The organism is Coleofasciculaceae cyanobacterium, assembly GCA_036703275.1.
Taxonomy (GTDB): Bacteria; Cyanobacteriota; Cyanobacteriia; order Cyanobacteriales; family Xenococcaceae; genus Waterburya.
This window is the reverse complement of sequence record DATNPK010000053.1, coordinates 33,920-45,867: the sequence shown is the minus strand read 5'-3', so window position 1 is coordinate 45,867 and position 11,948 is coordinate 33,920. Positions and strand designations below refer to the sequence as shown.

14 protein-coding genes are annotated in these 11,948 nt (G+C 39.3%); 5 read left to right on the top strand and 9 right to left on the bottom strand.

Annotated elements, in window-relative coordinates:
• Positions 1-5: 5 nt before the first annotated feature.
• The 4 genes from dtd to V6C71_09550 all read right to left on the bottom strand — a co-directional run bounded on the left by dtd (position 6) and on the right by V6C71_09550 (position 3,405).
• Entirely contained in the window at positions 6-443 is a 438-nt protein-coding gene (gene dtd / locus V6C71_09565; GenBank protein HEY9768731.1) for a D-aminoacyl-tRNA deacylase, read from the bottom strand.
• 19 nt (positions 444-462) lie between these two features.
• The gene (locus tag V6C71_09560) at positions 463-1,575 is read right to left on the bottom strand and encodes a GTP-binding protein (GenBank protein HEY9768730.1); all 1,113 of its coding nucleotides are present in this window, start codon (positions 1,573-1,575) and stop codon (positions 463-465) included.
• Between the two features lie 146 nt (positions 1,576-1,721).
• Positions 1,722-2,810, bottom strand: a complete 1,089-nt coding sequence (gene murG, locus V6C71_09555; GenBank protein ID HEY9768729.1) for an undecaprenyldiphospho-muramoylpentapeptide beta-N-acetylglucosaminyltransferase — start codon at positions 2,808-2,810, stop codon at positions 1,722-1,724.
• Positions 2,811-3,135: 325 nt separating this feature from the next.
• The gene (locus V6C71_09550) at positions 3,136-3,405 is read right to left on the bottom strand and encodes a hypothetical protein (GenBank protein HEY9768728.1); all 270 of its coding nucleotides are present in this window, start codon (positions 3,403-3,405) and stop codon (positions 3,136-3,138) included.
• A gap of 228 nt (positions 3,406-3,633) precedes the next feature.
• On the opposite strand from V6C71_09550, the gene V6C71_09545 reads away from it, so the two are divergent.
• Positions 3,634-4,113 carry a hypothetical protein gene (locus tag V6C71_09545; GenBank protein HEY9768727.1) on the top strand — a complete coding sequence of 160 codons (480 nt, stop codon included), beginning with the start codon at positions 3,634-3,636 and terminating at the stop codon, positions 4,111-4,113.
• Positions 4,114-4,283: 170 nt separating this feature from the next.
• On the opposite strand, the gene V6C71_09540 is transcribed toward V6C71_09545, so the two are convergent.
• A complete protein-coding gene (locus tag V6C71_09540; protein HEY9768726.1) occupies positions 4,284-4,580 on the bottom strand; it encodes a histidine kinase dimerization/phospho-acceptor domain-containing protein in 297 nt (98 codons plus the stop codon).
• Positions 4,581-4,999: 419 nt separating this feature from the next.
• On the opposite strand from V6C71_09540, the gene V6C71_09535 reads away from it, so the two are divergent.
• Positions 5,000-5,212 (top strand): DUF2555 domain-containing protein, encoded by a 213-nt coding sequence (locus tag V6C71_09535; protein HEY9768725.1) that lies wholly within the window; start codon positions 5,000-5,002, stop codon positions 5,210-5,212.
• On the opposite strand, the gene V6C71_09530 is transcribed toward V6C71_09535, so the two are convergent.
• Positions 5,209-8,448 (bottom strand): UvrD-helicase domain-containing protein, encoded by a 3,240-nt coding sequence (locus tag V6C71_09530; GenBank protein HEY9768724.1) that lies wholly within the window; start codon positions 8,446-8,448, stop codon positions 5,209-5,211. The two genes, V6C71_09535 and V6C71_09530, sit on opposite strands and share 4 nt — an antisense overlap.
• A 133-nt stretch (positions 8,449-8,581) precedes the next feature.
• Here V6C71_09530 and vapB point away from each other — a divergent pair, with 133 nt between their 5' ends.
• Positions 8,582-8,815: a type II toxin-antitoxin system VapB family antitoxin gene (gene vapB, locus V6C71_09525; protein ID HEY9768723.1), complete on the top strand. Its 234-nt coding sequence runs from the start codon at positions 8,582-8,584 to the stop codon at positions 8,813-8,815.
• The gene (locus V6C71_09520; protein ID HEY9768722.1) at positions 8,812-9,213 is read left to right on the top strand and encodes a type II toxin-antitoxin system VapC family toxin; all 402 of its coding nucleotides are present in this window, start codon (positions 8,812-8,814) and stop codon (positions 9,211-9,213) included. Before vapB ends, V6C71_09520 begins: the two co-directional genes overlap by 4 nt.
• Before the next feature lie 81 nt (positions 9,214-9,294).
• Here V6C71_09520 and V6C71_09515 read toward each other — a convergent pair whose 3' ends face one another.
• On the bottom strand, positions 9,295-9,423 hold the full coding sequence (locus tag V6C71_09515; protein HEY9768721.1) for a hypothetical protein: 129 nt from the start codon (positions 9,421-9,423) through the stop codon (positions 9,295-9,297).
• A 48-nt stretch (positions 9,424-9,471) separates the two neighbouring features.
• Here V6C71_09515 and V6C71_09510 point away from each other — a divergent pair, with 48 nt between their 5' ends.
• Positions 9,472-9,771 carry a DUF3240 family protein gene (locus V6C71_09510; protein ID HEY9768720.1) on the top strand — a complete coding sequence of 100 codons (300 nt, stop codon included), beginning with the start codon at positions 9,472-9,474 and terminating at the stop codon, positions 9,769-9,771.
• 112 nt (positions 9,772-9,883) lie between these two features.
• On the opposite strand, the gene V6C71_09505 is transcribed toward V6C71_09510, so the two are convergent.
• On the bottom strand, positions 9,884-10,876 hold the full coding sequence (locus tag V6C71_09505) for an aspartate carbamoyltransferase catalytic subunit (GenBank protein ID HEY9768719.1): 993 nt from the start codon (positions 10,874-10,876) through the stop codon (positions 9,884-9,886).
• Between the two features lie 84 nt (positions 10,877-10,960).
• Positions 10,961-11,938, bottom strand: a complete 978-nt coding sequence (locus V6C71_09500) for an SDR family NAD(P)-dependent oxidoreductase (GenBank protein HEY9768718.1) — start codon at positions 11,936-11,938, stop codon at positions 10,961-10,963.
• Positions 11,939-11,948 lie beyond the last annotated feature (10 nt).

Below are 11,948 nucleotides of genomic sequence, written 5' to 3'. Positions count from 1 at the left end.
TGACGTTATTTATCTAAAACAAGAGTTACTGGGCCATCATTTTCAATGTTGACTTCCATCGTTGCACCAAATTGACCAGTGGCGATCGCTAAACCACTTTGCTGGAGTTTGTCAACAAACAGATCGTAAAGGGGTTCAGCAATATTGGGTGCAGCAGAATTACTAAAGGAAGGGCGACGACCTTTACGACAATCGCCATAGAGGGTAAATTGGCTGACTACTAAAATTTCCCCCTGAATATCCATTACAGACTTACTCCAGAGTTTATCTCGATCCGGAAACAAACGTAACTCGAGACATTTGCGAGTCATCCAGTCGAGTTCAACTTCGGTGTCGGTAGCAGAAATTGCCACCAAAAGATTCAATCCTTGACCAATTTTGCCAATAATTTGGCGATTAACCCTAACGGAAGCAGATTTTACTCGCTGGACAACAACTCGCATTTATTCGCTTAATTAATAATTACTTGCCAAATCCTTTACCGCGATCGCTTTTTGGTAAACAAACGCAATTTTCAATTTGTTGGCGCAGTGTCTTTTGATCTAAATTTTGACCGATTAAAACTAACTGAGTTTTTGGTTCGCCTCTCCATTCTTCGTCTTCTAAAGTGAACCTTTTACCGCTTAAGTGAAAAACATGACGCTTAGGACTTTCATCAAACCAAAGAATTCCTTTAGCGCGGAAAATGCTTTCAGAAAGCTGATTATCTAAAAAGTACTGAAATTTACGAATATTAAAAGGTCGATCAAACTGAAATGAAATTGAAGAAAAGCCGTCGTTTTCCAAGTGATGAGAATGCTCGTGATGATCGCGATCGTGGTCATGATGATGTTCATGATCGTGGCGATCGTGGTGATCGTGGTCATGATGATGTTCATGATCGTGCTGATGTTCTGTTGATTCAGTTTGCTCAAAGTATTTATCTGACTCAAACAAACCAACGCTTAAAATTAAGGGAAGTGACACCTGAGACTTTTGTGTCCGCAAAATGCGAGCGTCTTTTTTAAGATCTCTGACTCTAATTTCTAGGGCATCGACATCAGCTTCATCTACTAAATCGGTTTTATTAAGCACAAGCACGTCACCATATTGAATTTGACTCAAAGCTGCTTCGCTATTGAATAAATCCAGGCTGAAGTTGGAACAGTCTACCATCGTGACGATTGAGTCTAAACGAGTCATATCGCGTAATTCTGTACCCAAAAAAGTTAGTGCTACAGGAAGCGGATCGGCTAACCCAGTTGTTTCTACAACTAGGTAATCAATCTTTTCTTCTCGCTCGAGAATTTTATAGACTGCATTGACTAAATCTTCGTTAATCGTGCAGCAAATACAGCCGTTGTTTAGCTCAACCATGCTTTCGTCAGTGGAGACAATTAATTCATTGTCTATACCGATTTCACCAAACTCATTAACCAAAACTGCGGTCTTAATTCCGTCTTGATTAGTCAGAATATGATTAAGTAGAGTAGTTTTTCCGCTGCCTAAAAAACCAGTGATGATAGTGACGGGCAAACCTTTTTTGGACGCATCCATTCCAGAAGCTGCTTGAGCTTGAGTTTCAACTGTTGTCATAGCGATCGCTCTTAATGATGTTGTCAGACTAATATAATTATTATTGATTGTAGATTTATTATCACTTACTAAGACTTGACCCTGCCAAACGTTATTAACATAGATCGACTAAAGATCAACTAAGCCAGCCATTGATTGAATGATTACTAATTATCTCGCTGCGGCTTAACCGTGCTGATTACCAAACTACGAACAAGTGTAGCTAGCCTTTCTGCACTATCGGTAACGGCTAGAGCTTTGGCTTTATTGCTCATCTTCTGTAGTTGTTCGGGTGATCGCAACCATTGGGATACTTGTTCTGCTAATATTTTGGCAGTAAGTTTTGACTGTTGATATATTACTCCTGCCCCAGCATCTTGGTATTCTTTAGCGTTGTATGTTTGATGATCTTCTGCTGCATAAGGATAAGGAATTAATACCGCAGGAGTACCAGTAAAGGCGAGTTCGGTAATTGTTCCCGCCCCTGAGCGAGCGATCGCTAAATTTGCTCTTTGTAATAATCCCGCCATGTTGTCGGAAAAAGGAATAGCAATATAGTGTGGATGCTCTAGGCTATTGGCATCAGGATCATTTTTACCTGTCAGATGAACTACATAAGCACCCAAATCAAACCAAGCTGGGGCTGCCTCTCGCACTAGTTTATTCACCGCTACCGCCCCCTGTGAACCACCTACAACCAAAATCATCACCGCATCATCAGGAATATTTAGATCCAAAGGTTGGGGCATCAGAAACTGCGATCGCACTGGGGTACTAACATGAACTGTTTTTGTCTGAGGCAAATACTGGGCTGTTCCCGAAAAACCCAACGCTACCGCATCACACCAACGACTGAGAAACTTGGTAACCTTACCAGGGATATAGTTAGATTCATGAATTATTGCTGGTTTTTTTTGTAGACGGGCAGCCAAGATCGCTGGGGCAGCTATATATCCTCCCGTAGTAAACACCGCATCAATTTGATGTTCTTTGATTAACTTCTGGGTTTGAAAAATAGATGCAATAAAGCCAGAAATAATTTTGAGCGAATTGAGACTAAACTTCTGCTGAAATCCTTCGACGGAAATGATATTGAGAGGATAATCGTTCGGTACTAGACTGGTTTCCAGACGATTTGCTGTACCCAACCACTCTATTTTGTAATCTGATAGCTGCTGGGCAAGAGCGATCGCTGGAAATAAATGTCCTCCTGTACCGCTGGCTGCTATAAGTAAACGAGGTGGAGATGTTGCCATAAAGATTAAATCCTGATTTCATTTGACCTGAATGTATCTTATTAAGCCTAATATTGCTATTAATGGTCAGCAGAACGTCAATAAACTTGTATAAGTGGCGAAAAGTATCAGTCGCGCTGTTGAGAATAGTATCGTTATCAATATCAGTATTGACAAGACAGATTTAGCAATGGTATTTAAATTTTTAAACCTAATTTTTAATCTATACTTTTGAGCTACTTCTTTAATACTTATTTTTATATTGTGACATTTTATTGAATTAAAAACGCTAAGATATAAAAGCTATAAACTACGAAAAAACTTTTATATCTCATAGTTTAAATCATTATTGATTTTCTTCTTCTAAATCATTGCTGGCTGATTCTTCTATTGCTTCTCTTATAAATAACTGAGCTAACTTATCATAAACACCCGCACCGATGTATTGAGGATATTTATGAGAACGGCTGTAAAGCCAAATTAAATTATTTTGATAATAAATACGCACATCTTTAAATAGACCTTGGCAATTTGGTATTAAAGAATTAGCCTTATTCAAGGCATCTGTCCAACGATCATACTGCGCCTCAAAACCAGGGGTTATAACTCGAAACATTCTTATTCAATATAAGTAGAAAACTAGCAGATAATGTTTTAGTATTCTATATTCATTTTAAAAAAGCAAATGGAAAATACCAACTGGACAGATGTAGCATTTGGAGTAGTTGCTCTATTGATTGTTGTTAGTGGTTTATTCATGCTGTTTCAAGGTATTGGTGCTATGAATAAAAAAGACTAAACTGAGGCAGGAAATACACCAGCTCAGATAATCGAGTTAATCATAATGATCCAAGCTCAGCCCTCTTTGGAGTTTATTCCTCCTACTTATAACCCTATCGTCTGGAGAATAGCCAAAGGAATAATACCATTTTGGTTACGCTACAACCACAACATTATTAACGTTGAGATTGACAATGCTTCGGAGTTAATTGATTTATATAATCAGTTTCAACAGGGAAAAACCAGATTTATGTTGGCATTTCGTCATCCTGCTCTTGCCGATCTGCCCTGTATTGCTCAGCTATTGTGGAATAAACTACCTCAAATAGCCCAACAACAAGGAGTATTTTTGCGATCGCCCGTTCATGCTCATTTTATTTACGATCGCGGCATTCCTCTTTGGGCGGGGAATCAAGTAGGCTGGGTAATTTCTAAGCTGGGGGGAACTCCAATTCGGCGACGTGCTTTAGATCGCTTAGGTTTGCGCTCAATCCGTAATTTATATGTCAATGGGCAGTTTCCTATGGCTGCTGCACCAAAATGAGCAACTAATGGTCATAACGAAATAGTTAGCCCGCTCGAGCCTGGAATTGCTCAGTTTGGTTTTTGGTGTCAAGAAGATTTACGTAAAGCAGAACGTTCTGAGTCAGTGGCGAGCGCTGATTGTCAATCTTTAGTAACCTGATTTAATACCTGATTGAGATCGACCAAGATCTAAGTTTGTTCACCTGTACCAGCGCGGGAGTAAGCCAGTAAGTTTTCAATGAGTTTTTGCATTCGAGAGCCACTATTAGTAATACGATCTAGATATTGCTGCGCTTTTTCATCTAATTCATTTTGATATTCTTTAGCCAATAGCTCAGTAAACATAAAGAGCGATCGCAACGGTGCTTGCAGATCATGAGCTATAGCAGCAGCGAAATCTTCAAGTTCTGCTAATTTATCTATTGAGTTATTTTCTGCTGACTCAAGTTGATGATTATTTGTGGTTAGAATCCGATTTTTTTTCACAATAATAATTTTAACAACTTTAATATTTTAATTGGCTGAATATTCAAGGCAGAGCAGAAATACTTTAAATTGGTATTTTTACTCAGGATTAATATCTAGAGAAATACATAGTCATTTTCAGTCTAATTAACTTTTGTTTTATTCAAATCGGTTATTTCACGGATTTTACGTACTATAAGTATTAAATTAGGCAGATTTATTTTAAATTAAGTATTTTTACTAATTCTTATTACAATAAATCAAGCAATTTACAACATTATGTTTTTAATAAAAGTTGCTTAATTTTTATATTTTTCTGGTTAAGTGCGAAAATAAAATTAAAACGTGCTTGAAAATACTAAATTATCAATAAATTGAGATACAATATATATTTAAGGGGTATCTCATATTTCTAAAACTTTGATTGAGGTATATAGCTTATGACTACTTTAAAGTTGACCAAGCAAGATATTGTGGGAATTACGGAAGAAGAAGTAGCTACGATTGCTGGTCGTTTGGAACAGGACGAATATGACACCCCTTTTGAAGCATTAGAAGACTGGCATCTACTTAGAGCGATCGCCTTTCAAAGGGAAGAATTAGCCGAGCCTTATTTCCATCTTCTAGATATTGAAGCCTACGACGAAGCCTAAATCATAGCATCGTTGCAAAAAGCCAGGTAGGGACAGTAAGCGCATTTTTTCATAGTCGGGGTGGCAGTGTAGTTACCCCGAGAAATTTGCTGTGATAAACTATGTGCTTCGACGGCAATTTCGGCTAGGTCGCTGTTCGTAAAACTGTGAATTTGATCGTGACGTAGGTAAACAATATGTGCGTTAGGGTATTTTAGGGCGGTGGCATATACCCAGAGTTGAAAACGATGATCTTCGGGCTGCATGATGCGATCGCTTTTGTAGTCTAGTACCCAATTGTCACCCACAAGGTCAATCACGCCATTAAAAGTGATTTGATCGAGCTTAAAGTCGATCTGTTTTTCTTTGGCTACGGCGGTATGGCGCAGGTGTTGATATACGGGTAATTGAAAGAATCTTTGAGCTAAAGCAATCGCTTCGTCAAACACTGACTGTGACCAGTCTCCTTCCGCAAATGGTAATAAATCTTGAGGTCGGGTAATATTATGTTCTAGGGCTTTATGCACCAGAGTTCCAATCTGCATTCCATAAGCTATACCTTCTCCTAAACCTGGGTGTCCATCAATAAAACGTAGCTTAAACCGTTGGGGACATCGAGCATAGTCAGTCAAAGCGGTAACGGGAAGTTTTGATAGTCCCGAACCTAGATCGGTTAATAACAGTGGTGGTAAATATTCTGAGATGTTAGGAGTTTGTGGTACGGGAGGTAAAGCTTTAAGATTTGTATAGGGAATAGTAACAGTCGGTACATTTACAGTGGATAAACCACGCTGTAAGCGATTTAACTCTCCCTTATAAGGTTCAGCCGCGCTCAAGATTAAATAATCTCTAGCTCTCGTCAACGCTACATATAACACTCTGACAGCTTCTTGACGCTCTTTTTCTGTTTGTAAATACTCCAGCCAGCTATACAGCACTGGTTTTTGAATTTCTCCTCGCTCATTTTTACTTTTTACCGCAACCCCTAACTGAGCATCAAAATGTATTGCAGGATAAGACTTAAAACGTTCTTGACTTAGATCTGCCACAATCACTAAAGCCCACTCTAAACCTTTAGCAGCATAGATCGTCATTAACGAAACAGCGTTATTCACTGCCAATATGGGGCGGGGTACAGCAACCTTTTGTTCAGTTAACCGCTTCAGACGACGCACTACTCCAAATAGATCGTAAGTCCCTTGTTCCAAATCTTTAACCAACTGCTGAAAACCTTTTCGATCCGCCAGTCTTCTTTCTGCCCCAGCCAAGTTCGCAATTACCGCCGTATAACCTGTTAATCGATCTGCAAGCTGTAAGATCCGAGATGGCACTTCCAATTGGCGGAATTTTAATAGCTGCTGCAATACTTCGATCGGACGTTCTAATTCTGCCAACTGAGATTTTTGTATTTCATCCCACCAGCAACTATCTCGATCCTTTTTTTGTTGCTCAAACAATTCACGCGCTTGAAATAATAGGCGATCGCTAATAGCAAAAAAAGGACTCCGCAACACTGCTACTAAAGCAATATCATCTTTTTGATTCGCCAAAAAACGTAACAGTGCGGTGGCATCTTTCGCCTCTCTGGTAGCCAACAAATTGCCTTCTCCCGCCGGGGCGACAGGAATGCCTATTGCAGCTATAGCTTCACTATATATTTCCAATGGTTGCCAGGTACGAGTCACAATAGCAATATCTTTAGGTTCAATCGGGCGTATCTGTCTGGTTTGGCGATCTAATACAGGAGTTTTTTGTTCTAGCATCTGTTTAATTTTTGCTGCTAGACTATGTGCCTCTACTCGCTGGCGTTGGGCTTTGTTGGGTTTAGCTGGTTTCTCTTCTGCCTCTTTACTCAAAGGATCGCCAATAACTAATACTTGCAAATAATTCAATTCCTCATCTGCCTCACTTTGAAGAGTTGATTTACGAACAGCGTTTAAATCTTGATGATTTTTTGCCAGTAGGGGTGCAAAGATTTGATTAAAACTATTAATTAAAGTTTGATGAGTGCGAAAGCTAGTACTGAGTCTGACTTCCTTACCGTTGTCACTTAAAATGCGATCGCGAAATTGCTGGAAAACCCGAATATCTGCTCGCCGAAAACCATAGATCGACTGCTTAATATCTCCTACAACAGTTAATTCAGCTTTAGCCGTGAGGATGTTAAGTAACTCTGCCTGAGTCGGGTTAGTATCTTGAAATTCATCAATTAAAAATACCTGCCATCGCTGATGATAATAGTCTTGTACCTCAACCTTTGACAAGGCTTGTAGAGCATATAATTCTAAGTCGTTAAAGGTAAGTACTTTTCTTTGTAGCTTAAGTCGGCTGAGATAATCCGTAACTTCCCGATAGGCTTCGCTTAAGCTAGGAAGCGTTAATTTTAGCTGTTCATCGGCAGCACCTAATTTTAAATCTAGTAGCCCTTGACTAATGACTTTTCTAACACTTTCTCTTAAAGTTTTTAACGCATCTTTAACGGTTTTGATATCTTGCCAATTCTTGGGACTACCAACACGTAGGTTGACTCGATCGATAGTTGCGATCGCACTATCGATATTTTCTGCATCTTCTAAATCCTCCATCGCTTCTAATACAGAATTGCGAATTACTTCTAATTTATCCCCTTCTTGTCCCTGATGCTGTTCTAATATTTCCCAAGTAGCCTGCCATACGGAATCGTTGACTATGGTTTTCACTGCTAGAGTTCGAGCCTTAGTAATCAGCTTATTCCAGTCTTGAATACCTTGACCTATGGCTTTATTAGCCGTGTAAGGATCGTCTAATAATTGTTTTAAAACTTCTTGTAGCAAAGAATAAGGGATGGCGTTAAAAACTTCTGGAGATAATTGAGTTATTGCTTCTCTTAGCCCATCTTCTAACCAAACTTGCCCCTCTAAATCATCCAATACTTGAAAATCGGCAGGAAGATTAATTACCTGAAAGTGTTCTTGACACACTCGCGCTGAAAGAGCATGAATTGTACTAATTTGTGCAGCTTCCAACTCGGCAATCAGATCCAAACGTTCGGGTAACTCTTGGCTGACTAAAGTTCGGATACGCGATCGCAATTCGGTAGCAGCTTTTTCCGTAAACGTGACTGCAACTATTTCCAAAGGCGATAAGTTTCTCTCACGCAGATAATAAAGATATCTTTGCGCCAACATATGTGTCTTACCTGTCCCTGCCCCCGCCGTAATGACCACGCTACAGGGTGCATAGGCTGCTGCTTGTTGTTCGGAAGTTAGATTGGACATTCAGAAAATCGATCGCAAGTAATTACAGTCAAATCACTGTTTATTAATAGCAAGGCGCGATCGCTTTAATTTTCTCGCCTTGGTATCTCAGCAAAGTATATACTAAAAATATATATTATATCTTCAATCCAAAATGGATACCGCAAAACTATTTCAAAATGGTAATAGTCAAGCAGTCAGACTACCCAAAAAATATCGTTTTTCGGGAAATAAAGTCTTAATTAAGCAAGTGGGCAATGCCGTGGTATTACTCCCTGTTGAAGATTCTTGGGAGACATTGTTTGATAGCCTAGAACAATTCTCCGCGGATTTTATGAATGAGCGTCAGCAACCCCAAGCACAAGCGAGAAAAGATGTCTTTGAATGAAAGTTTTACTGGATACCAATATCTGCATCTATATTATTAAGCGAAAGCCAAAAAAGGTATTGCAGAAATTTAATACTTATCAATTAGGAGATATTGGTATATCGTCAATTACTGTTGCTGAACTTGAGTTTGGAGTTCAAAAAAGCCAATTTTTCCCAAAAAACCAACAGGCACTTACGCAATTTTTACTTCCTTTAGTAATAGTAGATTTTAATTTCACAGCAGCTAATGTTTATGGTGTAATTAGAGCTACGTTAGAAAAGCAAGGTACTGCTATTGGTTCACTAGATACTTTAATAGCTGCTCATGCTTTAAGTATGCAAGCAACTTTAGTAAGCAATAATGTAAGAGAATTTAGTCTGGTACCGGGATTAAAGTTAGAAAACTGGGTAGATTAACCACTTTTACTATTAATTTTCGTTGCTATTGCCAATCAAATACAACAACGCCATGCGAGTTGCCACACCGCTAGTAACTTGCTAAGAGACTAGACTAAGATGGGGATCGTCCATCAAGTCGAAAGTTATTTCAACACCGCGATTAGTTGGACTAGGATGGAGTACTTTAACATTAGGATGACAAACTTTAAGGCGATCGCCAAGTTTCAATTGTTAATACCCATTTGTAATAACTAATAAAATATTTTTGGAGTTTTTATGTCTTCTTCTTTCAACCAGGGAATTCTCGTCACCATTATCTGTGAAGCGGTTTTACAAGATCGCCTAATTAAGTTACTGCAAACCTTAAATGTCTCTGGATATACGATTATTCCAGCCCAGGGTGCAGGTAGACATGGCAGACGGATGGGAGATATGGCTGGTTATAACACTAATATCGAAGTAAAAACGATCGTTTCAGCCGAAATATCCGATCAATTACTCGAAGATTTAAAACACTTTCCTCAAAACCATGCTTTAATTGCCTTTAGGCAAACTGTAGAAGGTTTATTTGATTAGTATCAAGGGAAATCAATTTTAGCTAAGATTGATGTTAAGCCTAATATAGTAAATATATACTATCGGATTGTGGTTCAATTTCTGGCAACATAATTGCTAAAAGCTCATATTGCTAATTTTCGTGACTATTACCAATTAAATATAACAACGCCATACGAGTTGCCACACCGCTAGTAACTTGCTTAGAAACTAGACTGAGATTAGGATCGTCCATCAAATCGGAAGTTATTTCAACACCGCGATTTGTGGGGCCAGGATGTAGTACCTTAACATTAGGATGACATAGTTTTAGGCGATCGCGGGTCACTCCAAATAGCTGATGATATTCTCGTAGGCTAGGGATAAAATTAGCCGTCATGCGTTCTTTTTGGAGTCGTAGCGTCATCACAAAGTCTGCGTCTTCTAAGGCGGGGTTTAATTCCCAATGGAGAAATAGTTTACTCTGATTTTGGTTCACCATATCTAAAAAAGCCTTTGGTAAGAGGGTTGCTGGTGCTGCCAGATGTACTTCTGCCCCTGCTGTAGTCAGACTATAAATGTTAGACCGAGCTACCCTAGAATGGAGAATATCACCGACAATGGCAATTTTTTTTCCTTCGAGTAATTCTAAACGAGGATTATCGGGATCTAAGACAGTAGTCAGGGTAAATAAATCTAACAAAGCTTGGGAAGGATGTTGATGTAAACCATCTCCTGCATTGAGAATAGTTACTCCAGAATTGAGTCGATCCATTTCTTGAGCGATAATTTGGGGAACTCCTGCCTGTTGATGGCGAATCACCATAATATCTGCACCCATCGCCAAATAGGTTTTTGCCGTGTCTAAGATTGTTTCCCCTTTAGTTAAAGAAGAATTGCCTGGAGAAAAGTTTAAAATATCGGCGGAGAGCCTTTTGGCTGCCAACTCAAAGCTACTGCGGGTGCGGGTAGATGCTTCAAAAAACATATTGGCAACAACTCTTCCCTGGAGTGCAGGAACTTTCTTGGTTCTGCCTGATAGTACCTTCTGAAAACTGGCAGCAGTCTGTAAAACTGTTTCGTATTCCTCAGATGTGAAATCAATTAGAGAAAGTATGTGTCTTCTTGTCCAGGTAGTAGTTGCCATATCAGTTAACGCTTAGTTAACAGTCACGATTAATTTGCAAAGCATCCATCAGGTTATCAGGTTATAGCTATTTGAGCCAGTAATTTAGAGATTACTCGCAGATAATTGTAAAATAGTTTCTTGAGGCTTTAGTTGCGTTAATTCGACGCTGGCATTCCATAGCTGTTTTGCTTTTGCTCGATCGCCAGATTCAATGGATGAATTCATCATTTTAAATCCGCTAAAATATTTGCCTGTTACGTTGGCTAATTCAGGATCTGCGATCAATCTGGCTAACCCCTCTGCCGACTGTTCCATCGTGTTAACGTTAGGAATAAACTTACTAAGAATCGGCAGGATATTATGCCAAACAAACTTAGCAACGGCGGTATAGTCAGTTGCCAAACCTGAACCTGGCATTAACCCAGGATTAAATACATTGACGGTAATTGGGTTAGATTCTGTGCTGATCTGTTGTTGCTGGAGAAGACGAGATAATTCATAGGCGCAGAGAACATTACAAAGCTTTGAAGTAGTATAAGCAATACGACCGATTGTACCAATGTCTTTACTTTTAAGTGCAGAATCTTGTTCTGGATGAGCCATCAACTGCGGATCGCGCCAATAAGGTGCAGGCATCCCCGTAGTCTTGCTACTGTCATGAGTATCACTGCTAACAAAGATAATTCTGCCTGGTGCTACCAACTGTTTTAAAAGTAGATTAACCAGCAAAAAATGCCCTAGATGATTCACGCCGAAGGTAGTATCAAAACCTTCTTTAGTGTAAGTTTGCCTTTGGATAAACTGTACTCCCGCGTTGCACACTACGGCACTTAGTGGAGGTAACTCACGACTAGTAAATTCGCTATTAAAAGCGCGAATTGAAGTTAAAGAAGCCAGATCTAAGGTCATTGCTTCTATTTGCTGACTATCGCTTATTTCCTGGATGTTTTTAACTGCTCGATCTGCTTTTAGGCGATCGCGACAGGCAAGTACTATGTACCAGTTAGAATCTTGAGCCAGTTTTTGAGCGCAATAGTAACCTAATCCGCTATTTCCCCCTGTAATAATTACCGTCTTCATGATTAATTTC